Raw genomic sequence first — 22,505 nt, forward strand, 5'->3', positions numbered from 1 at the left:
TTCGATCACCGCGGCAAACCCTTGGTTATCGTGCCTGTCATGGGAAACGACCTGGTACCGCCGAGCACACCGTTGGACTGGTCCGCGGGCAGGTGGCTGCACCCACCGGTACGCGTCGAGGACGGTTCCGCCGGCCAGCTCGTCGTCGAGCCGGCGGCGGAGAGCGACTTCTGGCGGCGGACCAGCTACGGCTTCGTCCACGACAACGGCCCGGCGCTGCTGGCACCGCTGCCGGTCGACACCGCCATGGAGGTGAGTTTCCGGCTCGACTTCGCGGCGCAGTTCGACCAGGCCGGTGCGCTCGTCCGCGTCGACGAACAGACCTGGACCAAGGCCGGCGTCGAGATCAGCGACGGTGAGGCGCAGGTCGGCGCGGTGGTGACCCGGGAGTTCTCCGACTGGTCGGTGGCGCCGGTGCCGCAGTGGGCGGGCCGGGAGGTGACCGTCCGGGTCAGCCGGGCCGGCGACGCGCTGACCGTCCGTGCCCGCGCCGACGACGAGCCGTGGCGACTGGTCCGGCTCGCCCCGCTGGATCCGGCGGCCGAGGCGGTGGCCGGGCCGTTCTGCTGTGCGCCGTCACGCGCCGGCCTGACCGTGGTGTTCACCGGCTGGCGGCAGGGTCCGGCGGACACCGCTCTGCACCCCGAGGTGTAGCAATAGCCTTGCCGGGTATGACAATCCGATCCCCCGCAGCCGACCGGAAGGACGACCATGGCGTACGCCCAGAGTGGCGACCCGGCCGAGTTCACCGGGTTGACCGGTTGGGTGGCCTCGGTGATCGAGGCGATGGGACCCGTGGGCGTGGCGCTGCTGGTGGCGTTGGAGAGCATCGTCCCGCCCATTCCCAGCGAGATCGTGTTGGCGCTCGCCGGCTTCCTGGCCCACGAGGGCAAGTTCAACGTCCTGCTCGTGACGCTGGCCGCGACGGTCGGCTCGCTTGTCGGCGCGCTGGTGCTGTACTGGCTCGGTGCGGCGCTCGGCGAGGATCGGCTCAAGCGGTGGTTGGACCGCATCCCGCTCGTCGACAGCGACGACCTGGAGAAGGCCGACAAGTGGTTCGAGCGGCACGGCCGGTGGGCGGTGCTGATCGGCCGGGTGGTGCCGGTGGTCCGCAGTCTGGTCTCCGTGCCGGCCGGGGCCAACCGGATGCCGTTGGGCGAGTTCATCCTGTTCACCACGATCGGCAGCGGGGTGTGGAACGGGCTCATCGTCGGGGCCGGCTACGCGCTCGGCAGCCGTTGGCAGGACGTGGAGCGCTACAGCGACTGGTTCAACTACGCGATCGGCGCCGCCTTCGTGGTGGTGGTGGTCCTGTGGGTGATTCGCAAGGTTCGCAAGCGCCGGGAGCGCGACGACCGGCGGTCGGTGACCGCCGGTCGCTGATCCGCTACCGGTCGGCCGGCTCCGCAACTGTCTGCGGGCGGCGGAGCACCGCCTGTTCGACCGCCGACCACACGCTCGTGGTCACCAGGTAGATCACCGCGGCGAGCGGCAGCACCAGCGCCACCAGCACCGTCGTGAACGGCAGCAGGGGCAGCAGCCGCCCGAGCACGGCCGCTCCCGGCCCCTCGGTGGGCGTACCGGCCACCGTGCCGACGGCCGCCGCGGCGCGCCGCGCCCGCCGCGACGACCACCAGGCCACCGCCAGCAGCACGGCCAGCAGTACGGCGAAGAGCGGGCCGGCCGCCCCGGCCACACCGTCGCTGAGATGGTGGCCCAGCGGCACCCCGGCGAGCCGCTCGTCGAGCAGCCCGGTGCCGCCCTCGTTCGTGGCGAACAGCCGGTAGAGCACCAGCAGGAACGGCGCCTGGAGCAGCAGCGGCAGGCAGCCGGCGATCGGGTTGGCGCCGGCTTCTGAGTACAACGCGAACACCTCGCGCTGAACCTTCGCCGGGTCGTCGGCGTACCGCCGCTGGAGGTCTCGCACCTGCGGGGCGAGCGCCGCGCGGCGCCGCTCGCCGCGGACCTGCGCGACGGTGAGTGGCGAGATCAGCAGCCGGACGGCGATGGTGAACAGCACGATGGCGGCGGCGGTCGCCATCGTGCCGGCCAGTGGGGTGAGCAGGTCGGTGAGCCAGGACAGTGCCGTGCCGGCAGCGCCGACGACGTCGCGCAGTGGTGCGAAGGCAAGCATGGACAAACCCCTCGGGTCCGATTCCGGTGGGGTCCTCCCCCGAGCGACACCCGACAGCACGGGCGACGCTCGACAGGGGGACCGGTGACGGCGGGATCGGCCGCGCGGCGGCGTGGCGCTACGCGGCCGAGGGGTGTCCCGGGGCACGGGGGCGGGGGCGACCGGCGGCGTCCGGGTCGATCTGCCGGGGCATTCGGCGGCCACGGGACCGGGCGCGCAGCCCGGCCCACCGCGGCCCGGTGCCGGGGGTGCCCGACCTGCCCAGCACCCGCGCCGCGAGCACCACGGCGAGCAGCACCAGGGCGGTCAGCGCGGCACCGGCGAGCAGGTCGGTCGGACGGCCGGCGAGCAGGGTGAGCTGGGCGAACGCGACCATCCACGCGACCCCGACAAACCCCAGTGGCACCGGCACGGGCTCAGCATAGGACCCGCTGTCACGTCGTCCCGCCGAAATCGACGGCACACCCGAGCACGACGAGTCACGCCACGTTTCCCGGTGTCGCCACGTTGGGTAACCAGACAGCGGACCGACGCGGATGGACCGCGACCGGTAGGAACGGACGGTGGTGTCGATGACCGGTCAGGTGGCGGAGGCGCCCAGCGAGACGGCTGCGGCGACCGGATTGCTCACCGTGGGTGTCGAGGAGGAGTTCCTGCTCGTCGACCCGCACACCGGGGCCGCGGTCCCGGCCGTCGACCTGGTGATGGAGCAGGTGCCGGCCGAGCTTCGCGGGCAGGTGGAGCGGGAGTTCCAGACCAGTCAGATCGAGATCGGCAGCCCGCCCGGCCTGGAGCTTTCGTCGATCCGGCACTCCCTCGGGGTGCTGCGGCGGGCGCTGTCCGACGCCGCCGAGCGGGCCGGCGTACGCCTGCTCGCCATCGGCACGGGTCCGGTGGACGGTCCGGTGCCGCCGGTGGTGGACAAACCCCGCTTCGACCGGATGATCGAGCGGTTCCGGCTGCTCGTCCCGGGCCCCGGCAACAACGGCATGCACGTGCACGTCGGCGTCCCCGATCCGGAGACCGGTGTGCAGGTGCTCAACCACGTACGCCCGTGGCTGCCGATGCTGCACGCGATGACCACCAACTCCCCGTTCTCCCGGGGGGAGGACACCGGCTACGCGAGTTGGCGCTCGGTGGAGTGGGAGCGCTGGCCTTCGGTGGCCCCGACCCCCTATCTGGAGTCGCACGAGCACTACCAGCGGCTGATCCGACAGTTGATCTCCAGTGGGGTGATGCTCGACGAGGGGATGCTCTACTGGTACGCCCGCCTGTCGGCGAAGTACCCGACGGTGGAGCTGCGGATCGGCGACGTCTGCCCGTCGGTGGACGACGCGGTGCTGGTCGCCGCCCTGGTCCGGGCCCTGGTGGCGACCGCGATGGCGGATGTCGAGGCTGGGCGGCCGGCGTTGCAGACCGACCACCACCTGCTGGTCGGCGCACACTGGCGGGCCGCGCACGACGGCCTGGAGGGCGACGCGGTCGACGTCACCACCGGCGAGGTGCGCCCGGCCTGGGAGCTGCTGGACCGGCTGGTGGAACGGCTGCGGCCGGCGCTTGAGCAGCACGGCGACTGGGCCGACGTGACCGACCTGCTGGGCGGGTTGCGGCGGCACGGCAGCGGTGCGGCGCGGCAGCGCGCGGTGTTCGAGCGCACCGGCCGACTCACCGACGTGGTGCAGGACGTCGCACGACAGACCCGTGGCTGATCAGCACGTGACAGGATGAGGCCGTGGCGCAACGGCTGATCGTCATCGGCGGGGACGCCGCCGGAATGTCGGCGGCGTCCCAGGCCCGACGCCGCCGCGACCGCGACGACCTGGAGATCATGGTCTTCGAGCGGGGCCACTTCACCTCCTACTCGGCGTGCGGCATCCCGTACTGGATCAGTGGCCTGGTGTCCGGCCCGGAGGCGTTGATCGCCCGGGACCCGCAGACGTTCCGCACGACGTACGCGATGGACGTCCGGCTGCGCCACGAGGTCACGGCCATCGACCTGGACCGCCGCGAGGTGGTCGCCCGCGACCTGGAGGGCGGCGGCGAGGTCCGCGAGCGCTTCGACGACCTGATGTACGCCACCGGCGCGGTGCCGGTGCAGCCGCCCTGGGCGGCCACCGACGCGGGCGGCGTGTTCGGCATGCAGACCCTCGACGACGGGGCGGCGCTGCGCGACTGGCTGGAGGGTGAGCCACGGCCGCGTCGGGCCGTGGTGATCGGCGGCGGCTACATCGGCGTCGAGATGGCCGAGGCGCTGATGCAGCGCGGCCTGACGGTGACCCTGGTCGAGGCGGGCTCACAGCCCATGGCGACCGTCGACGGCGACATGGCCGAGCTGGTCGCCGACGCGATGCGCGGCCTGGGTGTCACGATCCGCACCGACCTGCCGGTGACCGGCCTGGAGCAGCGCGACGGCCGGGTGTCCGCGGTGGTCACGGCCGAGGGGCCGATACCGGCCGACGTCGTGGTCCTGGGCCTGGGAGTACGCCCGAACACCGCGCTCGCCGAGGCTTCCGGGTTCCCGATCGGGACGACCGGCGGCATCCGGGTGGACCGGCGGATGCGGGTGACCGGGCTGTCCGGCGTCTGGGCGGCGGGCGACTGCGTGGAGACGTTGCACCGGGTCAGCGGGATGCCGGTACACGTGCCGCTGGGCACCCACGCCAACAAGCAGGGCCGCGCGGCCGGGATCAACATCGGCGGCGGGTACGCCACCTTCGCCGGTGTGATCGGCACGGCCGTGACGAAGGTCTGCGACCTGGAGGTGGGACGCACCGGCCTGCGGGAGCGGGAGGCCACCCTGGCCGGTTTCGACTTCGTCTCGGTGGTCGCCGAGTCGACCAACCGGGCCGGCTACTACCCCGGTGCCCGGCCGATGACCGTCAAGTTGATCGCCGAGCGGCCCAGCGGCAGGTTGCTCGGCGCGCAGATCGTCGGGTGGTCCGAGGCGGCCAAACGGATCGACACGCTGGCCGTGGCACTCTGGAACGGCATGACGGTGGACGATATGACGTCACTGGACCTGGGCTACGCTCCGCCGTACGCGCCGGTGTGGGATCCGGTGCTCGTCGCCGCCCGCAAGGCGGTCGACGCGCTCGCTGCCCTCGACCGCTGACCGGTGCCCGCCGTGGAGGACCCGTGACCCAGACTCCGACCCGGCCGACGACGCGTCGGCGCCCGACGATGGTCGACGTGGCCCGGCACGCCGGGGTCAGCCTGAAGACGGTCTCGCGGGTGGTCAACGACGAGCCGGTGGGTCAGGAGCTGGTCAGCCGGGTGCTGGCCGCCATCGCCGAGCTGGGCTTCCGGCGCAACGACATCGCCCGCAACCTGCGCTCCCGGCAGCTCAACGCCACGGTCGGGTTGCTCATCGAGGAGATCGCCAACCCGTTCTACGCGACAATCGCCAGCGTTGCCGCCGAGATCGCCGCCGCCCACGGCACGATGCTGATCACCGCCTCGTCGGAGGAGGACCCGGAGCGGGAACGCGCCCTGCTCCAGGACTTCACCCAGCGCCGGGTCGACGGGCTGCTGGTGGTGCCGGCGGGCCTCGACCACTCGTTCCTGCGGCGCGAGGTCGAGTTGGGGATGCCTGTGGTGTTCCTGGACCGGCCGCCGCAGGGGCTGCACGCCGATGCCGTGCTGTTGGACAACCGGGGCGGCAGCCACGCCGCCGTCGCCGCGTTGCTGGATCAGGGGCACCGCCGGGTGGGCCTGCTGCTCGGTGCGCCGAGCGTGCCCACGATGCGCGAACGGTTGACCGGGGCGCGGGCGGCCCTGGCCGCGGCCGGGGTCGCACCGGACGAGTCGCTGGTCTCCGAGAGGCTCATCGCGCCCGAGGAGGCCGGGAGGGCGGTCGCCGCGCTGCTGGACCTGGCGGACCCGCCCACGGCCTTCTTCTGCGCCAACAACCGGCTCACCGTCGGCGCGCTCCAGGAGCTGCACCGCCGGGGCAGCGACGCCGCGCTTGTCGGCTTCGACGACTTCGAGCTGTCCCACCTGATGCCCCGGCCCCTGACCGTCGTCGCCTACGACACCCGGGAGCTGGCCCGGGTCGCCACCGAGCGGCTGTTCCAGCGGATCGCCGGAAACGACGAATCCGCGCCGTCCACCACGGTCCTCCCCACCCAACTCCTCCGCCGCGGCCTCCCCTAACCCAACCCCCGCTCGCCCCGCCCACCCCCACCCCCACCCGGTCGATCATGGAGTTGTGGTGGGCGTTTGACTGCACTTCGCGGCGTTTGTGAGGCACCATAAGTCCATGATCGACCCGGCGAGCCTGGGCCCCGGCGCGGTGGGGGGCGGGGTGGGGGCGAGGGCCGGGGTTTTACGGGGTTGGGTTGAGGAGGGCGTCGACCTCGGCGCGGTGGGGTGGGTCGGCGCCCTGGCGGGCGCAGGTCAACGCGGCCACCGTCGCGGCCTGCCGCAGCACGACGTCCCACTGCTGCTCGGTCACCCCGGCGAGCCGGTCGGCCGGCCGGTCGCCGAGCGCGTCGAGGTCGGCCAGCGCGGCCAGCAGACCGCCGGTGAACGAGTCACCGGCGCCGACGGTGTCGACGACCGTGGTGCGTACCGCCGGTTGCTCGTGCAGCGATCCGTTCGGGGCGAGCAACCAGACACCCTCACCACCCCGGGTGACCAGCGCGCAGGACACGCCGGCGTCGCGCCACTCGGCCAGTACGTCACCCACCGACCGGTCCGGGTAGAGCCACGCCAGGTCCTCGTCGCTGGCCTTCACCACGTGCGCGAGGGGCACCTGGCGTCGTACCCTGGCCTGCTCGGCCGCCCGGTCGGTGACGATGCTCGGCCGCAGGTTGAGGTCGATCGAGACGGTGAGCCCGTCGCGGCGGCGTTCGCGGGCGAGCAGGTCCTCCAGCACCTGCGCACCGGGTGCCAGCGCGAGCGCGAGGGATCCGGTGTGCAGCGCGGTCGCCCCTGACCCGGTGAGGTCGGGCAACTCGTCCGGCGTCCACTGCCAGTCCGCCGTGCCGGCCAGCCGGAACTCGTAGCTGGCCTGCCCGCTGGTGTCCAGCGTGGCCTTCGCCACCGAGGTGGGCTCCGGGGCGCGGACCGCCCAGTCCAGCTCCACCCGGTTGGCGCTCAGGTGTGCGGCGAGCTGCCGACCGTACTCGTCGGCCCCGAGCCGGGCCAGCAGCCGTACCGGCTGGTCGAGCCGGGCCAGGGTGACCGCCACGTTCGCCGGGGAGCCTCCCGGCACGGCGCGCTCCCCCTCGGCCGTGACCACCAGGTCGATCAGCGCCTCACCCGCGACCACGATCATGCGGTCACCTCGCCCGGCGCGAGCGGGCCGGGGCCACCGAGCCCGGTGGCCGAGCGGGACAGCAGCACCGCCTGGTACGCGTGGTAGACGTCCGGCCGACCGTGCCAGACCGTGTCGGCGGGCAGGTTCTGCGGGTCCAACTCGTGCCGCCAGCCGGTGCCGTCGATCAGGTAGCGGCGCGCGTACGCCCAGAAGACCCGGTACCAGTCGGCGTAGACGTCGTCGCCGGTGCGGCGGTACAGGGTCACCGCCGCTCCGACGGCCTCGGCGAGCACCCAGTGCATCCGGGAGCGCACCACCGGCCGGTCGTCCCAGTCGATCGTGTAGACGAAGCCGTCGGCACCGTCGACCGCCCAGCCGCGGCGTACGGCGGCGGCGAACAGGTGGCGGGCGTCGGTGAGCAGCCAGCGTGGCGGCTGCGGCAGGACCGCTTCCAACTCCAGCAGCAGCCGGGCCCACTCCAGCCAGTGGCCCATGGTCGAGCCGTACGGCCGGAACTGGTCGGCGGGCTGGTCCCGGTTGTAGTCGAGCAGCGGCGTCCAGTCGGCGGTGAAGTGCTCGGGCAGCCGCCAGTCGTGCCGGGCGGCCTCGGTGTGCGGCAGGTGGTAGGCGATCCGCAGGGCCCGGTCGGTCCAGCTCGGGTCGCCGGTGGCGGCGGCAGCGGCGAGGAACGCCTCCACCATGTGCATGCTGCTGTTCGCGCCGCGGTAGTCCTCGGTCACCGTCCAGTCCCGGTTCCACGACTCGCGGACCGCTCCCACCTCGTCGTCCCAGAACCGGTCCCGCACCACGGTCAGGACGTCGGCGAGCAACTCCTCCGCGCCGGGCCGTCCGGCGCGCGCGGCGCTGGATGCGGCGAGCAGCACGAACGCGTGGTCGTAGCCGGCCTTGTGGTCGTCGACGGGCGCTCCCTGCTGGTCCACGGCGCTGAACCAACCGCCGAACCGGTCGTCGCGCAGCAGGGTGCTGAGCGCGGCGATTCCGTGGTCGACAAGGGCGGCGGCGTCGGGGTCGCCGCCCAGGTGGGCGAGCGCGGCCACGTGGGTCATCCGGCAGGTGATCCAGGTGTAGACGGGTTCACCACGGTCCGGGGTGCGGTCGTCGGTCAACCACCAGAAGCCGCCCTCGGCCCGGACCGCGCGGCGGGCCGTGTCGAGCAGCGTGCGGGTCTGGTCGGCGAGGAAGTCGTCCAGGTCGGGCAGGTCGGGTGATCCTGCGGGGTTCGTGGTGGCGTCGAATCGGGGCACGTCGGTCATCTCAGCTGGTCACCGTCGGGTAGGAAAGGGACATACGGCCAGGATCGGCGTACGGACCGGGTCCGCGCCGCAAAACCGTCAACGGTACGGCGTGACGCCGCAGACGCAAGGGAGGATCATGAGTGCGATTCATCCCTTATGACCGTTGACATCGTTGTCACTTCTCAACCCTGCTCCGGCAGCCGGCCGACTGTCAATTCCGGCCATCCGCGTTGCCTGGCGTCAGCGTTCCTCACGCGCCACCGAGGTCGGTCAGACCGATCTCGGCGGGAGGAAGCTCGTGGATGCCCGGGCCGGCACGCAGGCCCTCGAGCATGAGGACCAGGAAGCGGTCCACGCTGCGTTGGGTGAGTTCGGCGCGCAGCCCGGGTAACGGCCGCAGCAGCAGTGCCATCATCAGGGTCAGGTCGCTGGCGCCCACGTCGCGGCGCAGATCGCCGTCGGCCTGCGCGCGGCGGACGAGCCGGTCGAGGATCTTCAGCAGGGCTTGCCGCAGCCGCTGCTCCTCGGGCTCGGTGTGCAACTGCTCCCAGGTGCTGGTGAACCAGATCGACAGCCAGGTGGCCAACCGCAGCTCGGCCGCCGCCCGGCGGACGAAGCGCGCCAGCGCCCGCCACGCGTCCGGCTCCTCGTCCTCGGCGTCGCGAGCGATGGCGACCACACGGTCGAAGCCGTCCAGCGCCACCCCGCGCACCAGGGCCTCGCGATCGGGAAACCGGCGGTACAGGGTGGCGGCCCCGACACCGGCGCGGCGGGCCACCTCCTCCATCGGCACGTCGACGCCCCGTTCGGCGATGAGCGCCCGAGCGGCCTCGATGATCTGCTCGCGGTTGTGCCTGGCGTCGGCCCGGAGCCTGCTGCCCTCGTTCGTCACTCCATCAGTATACGGATGAAGTTCTGTCACTTACACTCGTCAAGTGGAGGAGCATCTATCATTTAGGAGTCCGCCGATGAGCACCGAACTGGCTCAGATGCTGCACCGAATCGGGCACCACGGGCGCGTGGCAGCCGACGTGGAGACGCTGTTCGCCCTACATCAGGCCTGGCGGCACACCGTGCCGTACGAGAACCTCGACATCCAGCTCGGCCGGCCGATCGCCCTCGACGCGGAGGCGATCTTCGACAAGCTCGTGCGGCGTCGACGCGGCGGCTACTGCTACGAGCAGAACGCCGGCCTGGCCACGCTGCTGCGGCTGACCGGCTTCCAGGTGACCATGGTGGAGGCCGCCGTTCTGCGCGCGACGCGCGGCGAGGCGATGTGGGGCAACCACAACGCGCTCCTGGTCGACCTGGACGGTCGGCGCTGGCTGGCCGACGCCGGCATCGGCGACGGATTCGTCCAGCCGTTGCCGATGCGGGAGGGTCCGCACGCGCAGGGGTGCCTGACCTACCGGCTCGAACAACTCGACCCGGACACCTGGCGATTCCACCACCACCCCGGCGGCACCATCGCCTCCTACGATTTCCGCCTGCGACCACGGGACATCGCCGACTTCGCCGCCCGCTCCCGGGACATGTCCACGTCCCCCACCTCGGCGTACGTCACCACGCTCATGGCCGCCCGGCCGATCGCCGGCGAGACCCTGATCCTGCTGTCCCGGACCCTGCGCCGGCTGGGCGCCGACACCAGCAGCCCGCGCACGATCACCGACGTCGACGACTTCGCCCGGACGCTGTCCACGCACTTTCTCGTACCACTCGACGACCTCGGCCCGGACGGCGTCGCGCGCCTCTGGCAGCAGACCGGCACCCAGGACGACCTGTGGCGCGCACGCGTCCGCAACACGTCCTGAGCGGGAGCGGGGGCCTGGTCAGGACGTGGACGACACATGGTCGCCGGTCGCGGCGGACAGCAGCGTGGCCCAGTCCTGGCCGGCGACCCAGTCGGCGAAGCCGTGCCAGCCGACCTCCGGGTAGTCGCGACGCAGGCCGGCGACGTCGAGGTCCAGACCGACATCGGTGAAGTACGCGAACATCGCCGCCAGGTCGGTGGACCACTGTTGGACGCGGGTCAGGGGCACCCGCCGATGGTTGATCGCGGAGCCGATGGCACCGGCGAGGATCTCGGCCATCTCCGCGGGTGTGCGCTGATCGGAGGCGATGTCGATCCGACGGCCGGCGAACGCGCTGGCGCGCCCCAGGACGAGGGCGGCGAACGCGCCGATGTCGACCGCCGCGATGAGGGCGAGCGGCCGGTCGGCGGGCATCGGCCAGGCGAAGACGCCCTCGCGCAGGCCGTCGAGGGTCCAGCCGCTGGCGTAGTTGTCCATGAAAGCCGCCGGCGCGATGATCGTCCAGGGCACACCGCAGCCCCGGAGGTGCTGCTCGACCAGGTACTTGCTCTCGTAGTGCGGAACGCCCGTGCCCCGGTCGGCGTGCGCGACGGTGGTCAGCACGATGTGGTCGAGGCCAGCGGTCACCCCGGCGTCGACGAGGGCCGTGCCGTGCCGGACCTCGGTGGCGAGGTCGGTGCCGAAGGGGGTGGTGACCGCGAACAGCGAGTCGGCTCCGGCGAGCGCGGCGTCCAGGGAGGCGCGGTCGTCGAAGTCGGCGTGGCACAGCTCGGCGCCGAGGTCGCGCAGGACGTTGGCGGCCGGGGAGGTGGGTTGGCGGGTGAGCGCGCGTACCCGGTGGCCGGCCTTCAGCAGGGCGCGGACCGTGGCCCCGCCCTGCGCTCCGGTGGCTCCGCTGACGGCAACGGTGAGCATGAGTCCTCCTGGGGTAATATAGCTGCGTGACGCATTAACTGCGCCACGCAGCAGGCTAGGAAGAATCGCTGCGTCGTGCAACTAGTTTGGAGGTGATCTGGGTGACCCCACCGCGCAGGGCCCGGCTGTACGAGGAGTTGTCGATGGCGTCCCGTCGCTATCTGGCCTCGTACGTGCTGTTCAACCAGGCCATCGCCGACCACCTCGGCCTCCACCCGACCGACGTGCAGTTCCTGAGCCTGCTCACCGCGGCGCCCGGTCCGCGCACGGTGCGTGAGATCGCTGAGATGACCGGCCTCACCACGGGCTCGGCCACCCGCCTGGTCGACCGACTCGAACGTGGTGGCTACGTGAAACGCACGCCCGACCGGGAGGATCGGCGCCGGGTGCTGGTCAGCCCCGTGCCGGATCGCGTCGACCGGGTCACGGCGGTCTGGGACGACCTCGGCCAGTCCTGGCAGGCGATCCTCGACGACCAGACCGACGACGAGCTTGAGGTGATCACCCGCCACCTGGCGCGCGCACACGACCTGAGCCACGCCCAGATGGAATACCTGCGCTCCCGTCCGAAGCCCGACTGAGCCGCGACGGCAGCCCTTACCGGTCCGGTCAGTAGTAGTTGTCGATCGGCTGACGCGCCTCGTCGAACAGCGCCGGCCCCTCGTAGCGGACCGCGGGCAACGGCGGGGTGGCCGGCTTGACCTCTTCGAACTGCTCGCTGGACAGGGCGTACACCACCCGCCCGAGCCCGGAGCGGTCGATCGCGGTCGCGCACATCGGGCAGGGCTGGCAACTGGTGAACATGGTGGTGCCGGCCGCCACGTCGGGCGCGAGTTCCCGGGCGGCCCAGCGGGCCAGCTTGAGTTCCGGATGGGCGCTGATGTCCGAGTCGGACACCACCGTGTTGTGGTCCTCGATCAGCACCGTGCCGTCCGCACCGACGAGCAACGACCCGAACGGCCGTTCGCCGGCAGCCCCCGCCTGGCTGGCGATCTCCACGGCGCGGCGGAGAAACGTCTCGTCGTCGGGTGTCATCGAACCTCCTGGGTCGTGGCGTACGCGGCCACGGCCGCGAGGGTCCGCCAGGCGCGTTCGGGTTGGCGGATCTCGGCCGGGTCACCGTTGAACGGGTCGAGCACCACCGCCTCCGCGCCGAGCAGCCGGATCTGGTCGAGGTCGGCGACGATCTGCTCGATGGTGCCGACACCGGCGAGCCGGTCCGGGGCAGTGACCGGTTCGCGGGTTTCCTGGAGCGCGATGCGCGGCACCAGCGCCGGCTCGGGGAGGCCCAGTTCCTTGGCGATGGTGCCGAGCCGCCCGGCCGCGTCCGCGAGTTCGCCGGGCGTGAGTCGCAGCGGATGCCACGCGTCACCGAGCCGAACGGCGCGACGCATGCCGGCGTCGCTGTTACCGCCGACCCAGATCGGGACCGCCGGGCTGTCGTAGTCGTCGGTGTCCTGCCAGGCGTCGCGCATCGCGCGCAGATGGTCGTCGGTCAACGCGCCGCGTCGTTGGAACGGGACGCCGAGCGCCTCGAACTCCTGCCGGGCCCAGCCGACGCCGACCCCGAGGACGAGCCGGCCGCCGCTGAGCCGGTTGAGGTTCGCCGCCATCCGGGCGGTGAGCAGCGGGTGCCGGTACGGGACGATGAGCACCGTGGTGCCCAGCCGGACCCGGCGGGTCACCCCAGCCAGCCAGGACAACGTGGTGAACGGCTCGTAGAACGGCGCCGGGTACTGCTGGGCCACGTCCGGAGTCACCGCGATGTGGTCGGAGACCATCAGCAGGTCGAACCCGAGGCCCTCGATTGTCTGCGCCCACCGTCGCAGCACGTCGGGGTCGGTGCCCGGGCCGAAGTTCGGGACGTTCACGCCGATCTGCACGGGCCTACGCTAGCCACTGTGGACGAGCCTGGGAACGCCCAGCCCCAGGATGGCCGGATGGAACTACCCGAGGGACTCGACTGGGTAGGCGCGTCACCGGCCGGCCGGGCCTGGCTCGCCACGCTCCCGACGTGGCTGACGGAGTGCGCCGAGCAGTGGTCGCTGCGACTTGGCCCGCCCTTCCGGCAGGCGTACGCCTCGCTGGCGCTCCCGGCGGACCTACCGGACGGGACGGCGGCGGTGCTGAAGCTCCAGTACCCGGACGACGACAGCCGGCACGAGGCCGACGCGCTGGCCCACTGGGACGGCGACGGCGCGATCCGGCTGCTCGCACACGATCCGGAACGACGCGCCCTGCTGGTGGAACGCTGCCGGCCCGGCGGTCCGCTGCACGAGTTGCCGATGGACCGGGCGCTGGACGTGGTGACCAGGCTGCTGCCGCGGCTCTGGCGACCCGCTGGCAGACCGTTCACCCCGCTCGCTGAGGAGGCCGCCGGCCGGATCGACCGGATGCCCCGCGCATGGGAGCGGGTCGGCCGGCCGTACGAGCGGCGGCTGTTGGACGCGGCGCTCGACCTGCTCACCGCCCTGGTGTCGAGCCAGGGCGAGCAGGTGCTCGTCAACCAGGACCTGCACGCCGGCAACGTGCTCGCCGCGGACCGGGAACCCTGGCTGGCGATCGACCCGAAGCCGCTGACCGGCGAACGCGAGTTCTCGGTCGTGTCGATGGTGCGGGGTCCGGAGTTGGGCCATTCGCCGGCCGCCGTCCGACACCGGTTGCGCCGGCTCAGCACCGACCTCGGACTGGACCGGGAGCGGGTGCGGGATTGGACGATCGGGCACACGTTGGCCTGGAGCGTCGCCGACGACGGCGTCTTTCCGCACCAGATCGAGGTGGTCCGCTGGCTGCTCGACGGCGACTGACCGCCATCATTGATCGACTACTCCGCCCATGATCGCGCTCGATTCAGGATGTAGTGGTCTGCCCAACCCAGGAGACCACTCTTTCGTTGTTCCAGCACGATCAAGGTCGGCGGGCGCTGCCCGAGCGGCCTGGGCGGCGCGACCGGCTCAGCCGGCTTGGCAGGTGCGGCACCAGTAGAGGTTGCGCCCGGCCAGCTCACCACGGCTGACCTCGGTGCCGCAGACGTGACAGGGCGCGCCGGGGCGGCGGTAGACGTACACCTCGCCGCCGTGCCGGTCCACCCGGGCCGCCCGGCCCATCGCCTCCGGCAGGTGTACGTCGCGCACGGTGTCGATCCGGCCATGCTCGACCGCGAGCCGCATCAGCCCGACCAGGTCGGCCCAGAGCGCGTCCCAGCCGGCGCGGGTCAGCCGGCGGCCGGGCATCGTCGGCGGCAGTCCGGCCCGGAACAGCGCCTCGGTCACGAAGATCAACCCGGTGCCGGCCACCACCGACTGGTCCAGCAACAGCGCCGCGAGGGGCGTCGGGCTGCGCGAGATCCTTTGGTACGCCCGCTCCGGGTCGGCGTCGGCTCGTAGCGGATCCGGCCCGAGGCGGTCCCTTAGTGCGGCCACCTCGGGTGGGCTGATCAGCTCGCAGGCGGTGGGTCCGCGCAGGTCCAGCCAGTGTCGATCGCTGGCCAGCCGCAACCGCACCTGGCCGATCGGCTCGGGCGGCTCCCCCGATCCGTCGGTGAACTTCCCATAAAGCCCAAGGTGTACGTGCAGAGTCAGCTCGCCGGCGTAGTGGTGCAGCAGGTGCTTGCCGTACGCCTCGGTGCCCTCCAGCACGGTGCCGGAGAGCCGGGCCGCGCCGTCGGCGAAGCGACCCTGCGGGCTGGCGGCGTGCACCTTGTCCCCGGCGAACAGCTCGGCGTGGCGGGCCGCCAGGCGGTGGATCGTATGTCCCTCTGGCACAGGTGCCAAGGATAGCCAGCCCGCACCGAGACGCCGATCGGCCCAGGTCACCGCCGCGCTGATCGCCGCCGGCCGGCCGCCGCCGCGCCCCTCGCCTCGGGCGTCGCCGCGCCCCTCGCCTCGGGCGCCGCCGCGCTGATCGCCTCGGGCGTCGCCGCGCCGCCTCCGGGCGTCGCCGCGCTGATCGACTCGGCTTTTAGGAAGTCGGGGTGTTCTGGTGAGCGGGACACCCCGACGTTCAGGAGGGCGAGTCGATCAAGCGGGATGGCGCCCTGGACGGTGTAGTCAGCTCCGGCGCTGCCCCTTGACGTCGCCCACGAACGCGGCCCAGGCGGCAGGAGCGAAGGCGAGCGCCGGACCGGTCGGGTCCTTGCTGTCGCGTACGCCCACGACGCCGGGCAGGTTGTCGGCCACCTCGACGCAGTCACCGCCGCTCCCGCCGCTGCGGGTGCTCTTGCGCCAGGTCGCACCGGCAAGGTCAGTCATGATGCTCCTCGATGATCGAAGTGATCATTTTTTCTGATTCTGCCTCACCCGAGGCGAGGGCTTCCAGGTCCGACCAGACATGTTCGTAGGCGACCACCTCGGCTGGTTTGTCCAGATAGAGCGCCCCGGTGATGTTCTCCACGTAGACGGTGGTCGGCTCGGTGGACGCCCTCCCGAACGCCTGCGGGAAGTCCAGCAGGACGAAGGTGCCGGTCTCGCTGGCCAGCGGCGGACCGGCCGCGAGCGGCAGGACCCGCAGACTCACCGTCGGCAGTGCGGCCACGTCGAGCAGGTGTCGCAACTGCTGAGCCATCGCCCGGCGGTCGGGGATCGTGCGCCGCAGCACGGCCTCGCTCAGGACGACCCGCAGGGTGGGGGCGGTGGGCAGCCGACGCACGAGGATGCCCTGCCGTTGCAGCCGGACCTCCACCAGCTTCTCCCGATCCTCCTCGCGCAGGGTCGGATTCTTCCGGCGGAACAGCTCACTGGCGTACTCCCGGGTTTGCAGGAGTCCGGGGATAAGTTCCGAGTCATATCGGCGAATCAGCGAGGCGGAGGATTCCAGGCCGACGTACAGCGAGAACCACGACGGGACGACATCGCCGTACGAATGCCACCAACCCCGGGCGCGAGTCTCCTTCGCCAGCCCGGCGACAATCTCGCCCATGCCTTCGGGCACCCGATAGAGAGCACACATCGCTCGGGCGTCCACGACGCGCACCGGGACCAGCCCCTTCTCGATGCGCCACACCTTCTGCCGTGAGCAGTCCAGTGCTTCGGCTGCGGCGTCCAGCGAGACCGAGGCATCCTCGCGGAGCTGCGTGAGCAGCCGTCCGAGCTGCCGCCGAGGGACCGTGGACCCGCTTGTTTCATCCGTCATGCAACATCACCGCGTCCCTCCTGCAACACCGAATGTTTCGCCTCGCACGCAATTCTCTTCCATTCCTCGTGCGTCAATATGACGTGACGTTAGGGCGGCTGTGCGGATTGCACAAGGGGGCCAGCATGGAACAAGATGTCACGCGTTGGCGCCTCCCAGAAAGCAGAATCGGGAATAGCGTCAGCACAAGGCCACCGGGACGCTATTGCTCGGAAGGACACCGCCATGCGCGTGTCGTACAACGAATATCTCTTGGTCACCGCGCTGACCCTCGCCCGTCGACACCGGCCCGTGTGGAGCTGGGTGCGCTGGCGCACCGTGTGCCGCTGCGGCGACGAACTGCCCTGCCGGGCCCGCCACCGCATCCCGATCAGCCGTGGCCACTGGCCGACGTGACCGAGTGGAAACCCGGCGACCTGCTGCTGATCGGCGCGGCGTGCTCGGTGCAGTTCGCCGGCGAGCGGGCGCTGCGCCTACGACTGGTCAGTGTCGACAAGCGCCCGACGTACCACGGATGGGTCTGGCTGACGGGCTACGTACTGAATGGCAAGGGCCTGGCCGTCGACCGGCGGGAGGTCTTCGTGCGGCAGGCCGGGGTGCGGCGTGGCGACCCCGTACCCGAAATTGGTGTCAAGAAACGCCCAGGTGGGTAATTCAGGACGGAAGCGCGTGGGTGCCACCCCGTCCGTCGGCCACCACGCATTTATCAGGAGGTGTGTAGTGGTCAGGATTCCTTCGCTGTCCCGCCGGTCCGAGCCGGCACCGACGCGGGACGAGAACCTCGACGGCCGCGTGGACGGCCGCGACGCCCCGGTCGCCGACCGGGACAGCACGGCGGCCACCGACGCGGGCCGATTTGACGACGTCGCCGGACGGCCGGTGGTCACCGACCGGGACGCCGACCAGACGACGTACCGCAGCGCCGCAGCGCCCAGCGGCCAGCTCGGCGAGGCCGAGCGGCGGGCCGCCGAGCGGGCTGCGGTGGCCCGAGCCGCCATCTCCCGCCCGGTCGAGAGCGAGCCACGGACCGGCACCGCCCGCCCGGCGGAGACCACGTCCCCGGCCGCCCGCCCGGCGGAGACCGAGTCCCGGACCGGCATTGCGGTGGAGACCGAGTCCCGGGCCGGCACCGCCCCGACCTTGGCGCGCACCGCCGAGCGGGACGCCGACCTCGACCCCACCACCCGCCGGCCCGAGCCGACGGACGGGCTCACCACCGACCGCCCGGCCGACCCGACCCCGGGCGCGACCACGCCGGAGCCGCCGGTGACCCGTGGCCCGAAGCCGCGGGCCAGCCTGCTCGCCACTCTCGGCCTGATCGTCTCCGTCGTCGGTGCGATGTTCGTGCTGACCGGCACCCTGGCCGGGTACGGCATCGGGGTCGGCGCGTTCGGCGCAGTGCTCGCGGTGCTCGGCCTGATGGCCACCCGCCGCCGGCACGTCGCCGGCAAGACCGACGCGCTGTTCGGCGTGCTGATCGGCCTGGCCGCGGTGGTGATCGGGGTGCTCGCGATGACCGGGCAGTTCGACTGGCCGACCACCGACGGGGACTGGGTGCAACGCTTCCGGGAGTGGCTTGACTCACAGTTTGTGGATCGTTTCTAGCGGGCACTGTTCCGCTCGCCGGTGATGCACCGGCGAACAGCCGGCGGTTCGCCGGCAGCCCGAACTCATCCGGTGGTTCACCGGCCGGGCAACACCCTTTCAGGGGCGGCGGTTCGCCGCCCCTGAAGTGTTTTCCGGGCCAGGCCCGTGGCGGCTTCCGTGCCCGGTGGCCCGAAACACGAATCCTGGCCCACCCAGCCCGGAACGCAACGATTCGCAGCCGAGCCCCCCTGAGACGCAATGAATGTTCGGTCTGCGCAACTCTCGGTGGTGGATCCTGCCGCTGGGGCCGCATAGCGTTGAGTCACGGCGCCAGCCCGTGGGCCACGGTGGCCGGGCGCGCCCGACCCCTTGGAGCAGGACAATGACGATGGACGCCACCAGCCAGCGCCTGTTGATGTGCCGGCCGACGTACTTCGCCGTCGATTACGCGATCAACCCCTGGATGGACCCGAGCGCGCCGGTCGACACCGCGCTGGCCGTCCGGCAGTGGGAGCAGCTCCGCCAGACGTACCTTGATCTGGGCCACACCGTCGAGGAGATCACTCCGGTGCCCGGCCTGCCCGACATGGTCTTCGCCGCCAACGGCGGCACGGTCATCGACGGCAAGGCGATGGCCGTGCAGTTCCGCGATCCGCAGCGCGCCGACGAGGCACCGGCCTACCGGGCCTGGTTCGAGGACGCGGGCTTCGAGATGTACGACCCGAAGCACGTCAACGAGGGCGAGGGCGACGTCCTGCTGGCCGGCGACCACCTGCTGGCCGGCACCGGCTTCCGTACGGCGCACGCCTCGCACGCCCAGTTGCAGGAGGTCTTCGGCTACCCGGTGATCACCATGCAACTGGTCGACCCCCGCTTCTACCACCTGGACACCGCGCTGACCGTGCTCGACGAGCGGACCGTGGCGTACCTGCCGGAGGCGTTCTCCCCCGGCAGCCAGGCGGTGCTGCGCCGGCTCTTCCCCGACGCGGTGCACGCCACCCTGGCCGACGCCGAGGTGCTGGGGTTGAACGCGGTCAGCGACGGACAGCACGTGGTGCTGCCCGCGCAGGCCACCGACCTGGCCGCCAAGCTGCGCGACCGGGGCTACGAGACCATCGGTATCGACCTGTCCGAGCTGCGTAAGGCCGGCGGCGGACCGAAGTGCTGCACACTGCGACTCCGCCAGGGAAAGGCAATCAAGTGATCGTGGATGACATCCTGCGGACGCCGGGAGCGGTCCGGGACGCCGAGCGTTGGACGGCGCACAACTACCACCCGCTGCCGGTGGTGATCTCGTCCGCCGAGGGCGCGTGGCTCACCGACGTGGACGGCAAGCGCTACCTGGACTGCCTGGCCGGCTACTCCGCGCTGAACTTCGGCCACCGGCACCCGCAGCTCATCGCCGCCGCGCACGCGCAACTGGACCGGCTGACGCTGACCAGCCGCGCGTTCATCCACGACCAGTTCGCCGACTTCTGTCGGGAGCTGGCCGAGCTGTGCGGCAAGGACCTGGTGCTGCCGATGAACACCGGCGCGGAGGCCGTGGAGACCGGGATCAAGGTGGCCCGCAAGTGGGGCTACCAGATCAAGGGTGTGCCCGCCGGCCAGGCCAACATCGTGGTCGCCGAGGGCAACTTCCACGGCCGGACCACCACCATCGTGAGCTTCTCCACCGACGAGGACGCCCGCGCCGACTTCGGGCCGTACACCCCGGGGTTCACGGTCGTGCCGTACGGCGACCTGGACGCGCTGACCGCCGCGATCGACGAGAACACCGTGGCCGTGCTGCTGGAGCCGATCCAGGGCGAGCAGGGCGTGGTGGTGCCGCCGGAGGGTTACCTGCCGGGCGTACGTCAGGTCTGCACCGACCGCGACGTGCTGTTCATCGCCGACGAGATCCAGTCCGGTCTGGGGCGTACCGGCGAGACTTTTGCCTGTGACCACGAGGGCGTCGTGCCCGACATGTACCTGCTCGGCAAGGCGCTCGGCGGCGGTATCGTGCCGGTCTCCGCGGTGGCCGCGAACGCCGACGTGCTCGGCGTGCTCAAGCCCGGCCAGCACGGCTCCACCTTCGGCGGCAACCCGCTCGCCTGCGCGGTCGCCATCGAGGTCGTCCGGCTGCTGGCCACCGGCGAGTTCCAGCGCCGCTCGGCCGAGCTGGGTGAACGGCTGCGAACCGGCCTGGAAGGGTTGGTCGGCAAGGGTCTGGTCGGGGTACGCGTCCGCGGCCTGTGGGCCGGTCTGGACATCGACCCGGCGCTGATGAGCGGGCGGGAGGCGTGCGAGCGGCTCGCCGAGCGTGGCGTGCTCGCCAAGGACACCCACGGCTCCACCATCCGGCTCGCCCCGCCCCTGGTCATCACCGAGGAGGAGATCGACCTGGCGGTAACCAAGCTGGCCGAGGTGCTGGCCGGCTGAAGCACACGTGCTGGAAGGCGGGCGTCGGGAGTCCCGACGCCCGCCTTCCGCGTCAGGGGCGGGGTAGGCGCATCGCCATCGTCGGGGCCTCGGCCATCACCGAGGTGGGGGTGAACGGGGCGCCGGTCGGCAACTCCTCGGCACGGCCGATCTGCACCCCCGGGTACAGCTCCACCATGTCGTTCTCACCGAGCACCCGGGACTGCTGCGGGGCCAGGGGAACCCGGTCCGACTCGGTCATCGAGCCGGCCGGACGGATGCCGGAACCGTTGGTGCTGATGTCGGTCACGATGACCTCGCCGACCCGCAGCTCGAACTGGACGTGACCACGGCTGATCCACCGCCGGGCCTCGTCGTTGAGCCACTGACCGAGCATGATCCCGCCGTCCTGCTCGGGAGCCCGGCCGGCCACGATCGGCCGCTCCTCGGTGAGCACGAACCGCCGCCGGACCAGACCACCGACGCGCACCGCGAGCACCTCGCTACGCGGACGCGGGCCACTGTCACCGAGGCGTACCCCGTGTCGGGGGCAGGTCGGCACGCCGTTGCGCAGCGCGGGCGGCGGCTGCGCGGCCGGGCCGCGATCGGCGCCCCCGGCCAGGTCGGCGAACGCGCCACCCCCACCACCGCCGCCGAACAACGCGCAACCCGACTCTGGGCAGCGCCACTGCCGGGCCAGCAGCTTCACGCCGGTCGGCGAGGGCTTGCCGGCGACCGGCGCGTGCCCACCGCCAACGTGCGCGATGAACACCGGCCCGCCGGCGCCCGGCACCGGGGCGACCACCCGACCGGGCTGCTCGACCAGCCACGGGAACCGCCCGCGCAGCCCGTCGAAGCGGACCCGGCTGAGCACCGGCAACCCGAGCAGGTCGGCCACCTCCAACATCCGGTCGCCCGGATTGTCGAGCACCTCGACGAGCCCGTCGTCGGCCCAGCGCCGCACGACCATCCGCTCGTTGGACGTCAGGTCGGCGTCGGAGAGCAACGCCCGGTGTACGACCGCGTAGACCTGGACGCTGTCCTCCTCCAACTCCCGGGAGAGCGCGTCGATGACCATGCCCAGGCGCAGCAGGCTCGCCGGCCGGCCACCGTCGATGTCCTGGTAGCGGATCACCTCGGCCAGGTCGACGACAGCCCGGGCCAGCGACGGGTCCGTGCAGACCCGACCCTCGATGGCATCCAGAACCTTGCTGATCTCGAATCTCATGCCGCACTCCGGACGATGTCGTCGATCCGCCGGGCCAACTCGACGTCCCGGTGGGTAACCCCACCGGCCGAGTGCGTGACACAGCGGAAGGTCAGGGTCCGCCATCGGATGTCGATGTCGGGATGGTGGTCAAGCTCCTCAGCCACCGCCGCCACCCGGTCCACCACCGCGATGGCGGCCGGGAAACTGCCGAGCTGGGCCGTACGACCGATGCCGGTCGGGTCACCCGACCAGTCGGGCAACCGGCCCAGCTCTTCTCGCACCGCGTCCGCGGTGAGCAGGTCTGCCATGAGCAGACCCTACCGGTGGCGCGGCCGACGAGCCGGACGCGCCACCGGTCAAGGCTTCGACGCCGTGCCGTCGTTCGCTCGTCGCCGACGACACCGCGATCGCGACCGCACCGACACGCCCTCAGCTCACGGACCGACCTCCAGGTAGGACCTGGTTTTCTGCGGATCAAGAGACTCCGGAATGAAGCGCGCCGTCTTTCCGGTCGCCCGAGAGATGACCACCATGAACTTCTCCACGTCGTCCAGATCGGCCTTCGTGGTCACCGCGAGTGGGTCGCCCTGGAAGTCGACAAGTGACGTCGAGTAGAACTGGGTCGTCCACAGCTGGCGACCGACTCGGACATGCAACGTGCTGGTCACGTTGTCTCCTTCGGAGAAGAGCACGGGCGTTATTGACACTGGCTCCTTGTCGCCCTCACCCTCCGTTGCCAGCGACATTTCGTAACCCGCCTGCTCGAGCGCGTCGAGGGTCGATTGCCAATCCCTAAGAGAGGCAT

General features: G+C 71.7%; 27 protein-coding genes. 13 read left to right on the top strand and 14 right to left on the bottom strand.

Going from position 1 to position 22,505, the window contains the following annotated elements:
* Positions 1 to 39 precede the first annotated feature (39 nt).
* Both AB0A90_RS13955 and AB0A90_RS13960 read left to right on the top strand, forming a co-directional pair.
* Entirely contained in the window at positions 40 to 654 is a 615-nt protein-coding gene (locus tag AB0A90_RS13955; RefSeq protein WP_357246489.1) for a DUF1349 domain-containing protein, read from the top strand.
* Between the two features lie 57 nt (positions 655 to 711).
* Positions 712 to 1,383 (top strand): DedA family protein, encoded by a 672-nt coding sequence (locus AB0A90_RS13960; protein ID WP_357246492.1) that lies wholly within the window; start codon positions 712 to 714, stop codon positions 1,381 to 1,383.
* A gap of 4 nt (positions 1,384 to 1,387) precedes the next feature.
* On the opposite strand, the gene AB0A90_RS13965 is transcribed toward AB0A90_RS13960, so the two are convergent.
* Positions 1,388 to 2,134, bottom strand: a complete 747-nt coding sequence (locus AB0A90_RS13965; RefSeq protein ID WP_357246495.1) for a membrane protein insertase YidC — start codon at positions 2,132 to 2,134, stop codon at positions 1,388 to 1,390.
* A gap of 118 nt (positions 2,135 to 2,252) precedes the next feature.
* Positions 2,253 to 2,546, bottom strand: coding sequence for a DUF6412 domain-containing protein (locus AB0A90_RS13970; protein ID WP_357246498.1), 294 nt, complete (start codon positions 2,544 to 2,546; stop codon positions 2,253 to 2,255).
* A gap of 160 nt (positions 2,547 to 2,706) precedes the next feature.
* Here AB0A90_RS13970 and AB0A90_RS13975 point away from each other — a divergent pair, with 160 nt between their 5' ends.
* From AB0A90_RS13975 to AB0A90_RS13985, 3 genes are all read left to right on the top strand, one after another.
* Positions 2,707 to 3,843 (top strand): glutamate--cysteine ligase, encoded by a 1,137-nt coding sequence (locus AB0A90_RS13975; RefSeq protein ID WP_357246501.1) that lies wholly within the window; start codon positions 2,707 to 2,709, stop codon positions 3,841 to 3,843.
* Between the two features lie 23 nt (positions 3,844 to 3,866).
* Positions 3,867 to 5,246: an FAD-dependent oxidoreductase gene (locus AB0A90_RS13980; protein WP_357246504.1), complete on the top strand. Its 1,380-nt coding sequence runs from the start codon at positions 3,867 to 3,869 to the stop codon at positions 5,244 to 5,246.
* 68 nt (positions 5,247 to 5,314) lie between these two features.
* Entirely contained in the window at positions 5,315 to 6,286 is a 972-nt protein-coding gene (locus tag AB0A90_RS13985; protein ID WP_357247151.1) for a LacI family DNA-binding transcriptional regulator, read from the top strand.
* 172 nt (positions 6,287 to 6,458) lie between these two features.
* On the opposite strand, the gene AB0A90_RS13990 is transcribed toward AB0A90_RS13985, so the two are convergent.
* The 3 genes from AB0A90_RS13990 to AB0A90_RS14000 all read right to left on the bottom strand — a co-directional run bounded on the left by AB0A90_RS13990 (position 6,459) and on the right by AB0A90_RS14000 (position 9,542).
* Positions 6,459 to 7,412 (bottom strand): carbohydrate kinase, encoded by a 954-nt coding sequence (locus tag AB0A90_RS13990; RefSeq protein ID WP_357246507.1) that lies wholly within the window; start codon positions 7,410 to 7,412, stop codon positions 6,459 to 6,461.
* Complete coding sequence (locus tag AB0A90_RS13995) at positions 7,409 to 8,668, bottom strand: AGE family epimerase/isomerase (RefSeq protein ID WP_357246510.1); 1,260 nt, start codon at positions 8,666 to 8,668, stop codon at positions 7,409 to 7,411. The genes AB0A90_RS13990 and AB0A90_RS13995 overlap by 4 nt, the downstream gene beginning before the upstream one ends.
* A gap of 232 nt (positions 8,669 to 8,900) precedes the next feature.
* On the bottom strand, positions 8,901 to 9,542 hold the full coding sequence (locus tag AB0A90_RS14000; protein WP_357246513.1) for a TetR/AcrR family transcriptional regulator: 642 nt from the start codon (positions 9,540 to 9,542) through the stop codon (positions 8,901 to 8,903).
* A gap of 76 nt (positions 9,543 to 9,618) precedes the next feature.
* Here AB0A90_RS14000 and AB0A90_RS14005 point away from each other — a divergent pair, with 76 nt between their 5' ends.
* Entirely contained in the window at positions 9,619 to 10,461 is an 843-nt protein-coding gene (locus AB0A90_RS14005) for an arylamine N-acetyltransferase (protein ID WP_357246516.1), read from the top strand.
* 18 nt (positions 10,462 to 10,479) lie between these two features.
* Here the strand turns inward: AB0A90_RS14005 and AB0A90_RS14010 are convergent, their stop codons facing one another.
* On the bottom strand, positions 10,480 to 11,376 hold the full coding sequence (locus tag AB0A90_RS14010) for an NmrA/HSCARG family protein (protein WP_357246519.1): 897 nt from the start codon (positions 11,374 to 11,376) through the stop codon (positions 10,480 to 10,482).
* A gap of 101 nt (positions 11,377 to 11,477) precedes the next feature.
* On the opposite strand from AB0A90_RS14010, the gene AB0A90_RS14015 reads away from it, so the two are divergent.
* Positions 11,478 to 11,957 (top strand): MarR family transcriptional regulator, encoded by a 480-nt coding sequence (locus AB0A90_RS14015; protein ID WP_357246522.1) that lies wholly within the window; start codon positions 11,478 to 11,480, stop codon positions 11,955 to 11,957.
* Positions 11,958 to 11,985: 28 nt separating this feature from the next.
* Here the strand turns inward: AB0A90_RS14015 and AB0A90_RS14020 are convergent, their stop codons facing one another.
* Together AB0A90_RS14020 and AB0A90_RS14025 are read right to left on the bottom strand one after the other, a co-directional pair.
* On the bottom strand, positions 11,986 to 12,411 hold the full coding sequence (locus tag AB0A90_RS14020; protein WP_357246523.1) for a nucleoside deaminase: 426 nt from the start codon (positions 12,409 to 12,411) through the stop codon (positions 11,986 to 11,988).
* The gene (locus AB0A90_RS14025) at positions 12,408 to 13,259 is read right to left on the bottom strand and encodes an LLM class flavin-dependent oxidoreductase (protein WP_357246526.1); all 852 of its coding nucleotides are present in this window, start codon (positions 13,257 to 13,259) and stop codon (positions 12,408 to 12,410) included. The genes AB0A90_RS14020 and AB0A90_RS14025 overlap by 4 nt, the downstream gene beginning before the upstream one ends.
* 57 nt (positions 13,260 to 13,316) lie before the next feature.
* Between AB0A90_RS14025 and AB0A90_RS14030 the strand changes: the two genes are divergently transcribed.
* Entirely contained in the window at positions 13,317 to 14,183 is an 867-nt protein-coding gene (locus AB0A90_RS14030; RefSeq protein ID WP_357246528.1) for an aminoglycoside phosphotransferase family protein, read from the top strand.
* Positions 14,184 to 14,330: 147 nt separating this feature from the next.
* Here AB0A90_RS14030 and AB0A90_RS14035 read toward each other — a convergent pair whose 3' ends face one another.
* From AB0A90_RS14035 to AB0A90_RS14045, 3 genes are all read right to left on the bottom strand, one after another.
* Complete coding sequence (locus tag AB0A90_RS14035; RefSeq protein WP_357246531.1) at positions 14,331 to 15,140, bottom strand: DNA-formamidopyrimidine glycosylase family protein; 810 nt, start codon at positions 15,138 to 15,140, stop codon at positions 14,331 to 14,333.
* 285 nt (positions 15,141 to 15,425) lie between these two features.
* Complete coding sequence (locus AB0A90_RS14040) at positions 15,426 to 15,626, bottom strand: DUF397 domain-containing protein (RefSeq protein ID WP_357246534.1); 201 nt, start codon at positions 15,624 to 15,626, stop codon at positions 15,426 to 15,428.
* Positions 15,619 to 16,506, bottom strand: coding sequence for a helix-turn-helix transcriptional regulator (locus AB0A90_RS14045; protein WP_357246537.1), 888 nt, complete (start codon positions 16,504 to 16,506; stop codon positions 15,619 to 15,621). The genes AB0A90_RS14040 and AB0A90_RS14045 overlap by 8 nt, the downstream gene beginning before the upstream one ends.
* A 225-nt stretch (positions 16,507 to 16,731) precedes the next feature.
* Between AB0A90_RS14045 and AB0A90_RS14050 the strand changes: the two genes are divergently transcribed.
* The 5 genes from AB0A90_RS14050 to rocD all read left to right on the top strand — a co-directional run bounded on the left by AB0A90_RS14050 (position 16,732) and on the right by rocD (position 20,511).
* Positions 16,732 to 16,902 (top strand): hypothetical protein, encoded by a 171-nt coding sequence (locus AB0A90_RS14050; RefSeq protein ID WP_357246539.1) that lies wholly within the window; start codon positions 16,732 to 16,734, stop codon positions 16,900 to 16,902.
* Positions 16,899 to 17,159: a hypothetical protein gene (locus AB0A90_RS14055; RefSeq protein WP_357246542.1), complete on the top strand. Its 261-nt coding sequence runs from the start codon at positions 16,899 to 16,901 to the stop codon at positions 17,157 to 17,159. Before AB0A90_RS14050 ends, AB0A90_RS14055 begins: the two co-directional genes overlap by 4 nt.
* 67 nt (positions 17,160 to 17,226) lie before the next feature.
* A complete protein-coding gene (locus tag AB0A90_RS14060) occupies positions 17,227 to 18,111 on the top strand; it encodes a thrombospondin (protein WP_357246545.1) in 885 nt (294 codons plus the stop codon).
* A gap of 370 nt (positions 18,112 to 18,481) precedes the next feature.
* Positions 18,482 to 19,297, top strand: a complete 816-nt coding sequence (gene ddaH / locus AB0A90_RS14065; RefSeq protein WP_357247154.1) for a dimethylargininase — start codon at positions 18,482 to 18,484, stop codon at positions 19,295 to 19,297.
* Positions 19,297 to 20,511 carry an ornithine--oxo-acid transaminase gene (rocD, locus tag AB0A90_RS14070; protein WP_357247157.1) on the top strand — a complete coding sequence of 405 codons (1,215 nt, stop codon included), beginning with the start codon at positions 19,297 to 19,299 and terminating at the stop codon, positions 20,509 to 20,511. Before ddaH ends, rocD begins: the two co-directional genes overlap by 1 nt.
* A gap of 52 nt (positions 20,512 to 20,563) precedes the next feature.
* Here the strand turns inward: rocD and AB0A90_RS14075 are convergent, their stop codons facing one another.
* The 3 genes from AB0A90_RS14075 to AB0A90_RS14085 form a co-directional block, all read right to left on the bottom strand.
* Entirely contained in the window at positions 20,564 to 21,718 is a 1,155-nt protein-coding gene (locus AB0A90_RS14075) for an FHA domain-containing protein (protein WP_357246548.1), read from the bottom strand.
* Positions 21,715 to 22,008, bottom strand: coding sequence for a 4a-hydroxytetrahydrobiopterin dehydratase (locus AB0A90_RS14080; RefSeq protein WP_357246551.1), 294 nt, complete (start codon positions 22,006 to 22,008; stop codon positions 21,715 to 21,717). Before AB0A90_RS14080 ends, AB0A90_RS14075 begins: the two co-directional genes overlap by 4 nt.
* A 126-nt stretch (positions 22,009 to 22,134) precedes the next feature.
* Positions 22,135 to 22,368 carry a hypothetical protein gene (locus AB0A90_RS14085; RefSeq protein ID WP_357246553.1) on the bottom strand — a complete coding sequence of 78 codons (234 nt, stop codon included), beginning with the start codon at positions 22,366 to 22,368 and terminating at the stop codon, positions 22,135 to 22,137.
* Between the last annotated feature and the right edge of the window lie 137 nt (positions 22,369 to 22,505).

Source organism: Micromonospora sp. NPDC049204 (assembly GCF_040647935.1).
Taxonomy (GTDB): Bacteria; Actinomycetota; Actinomycetes; order Mycobacteriales; family Micromonosporaceae; genus Micromonospora.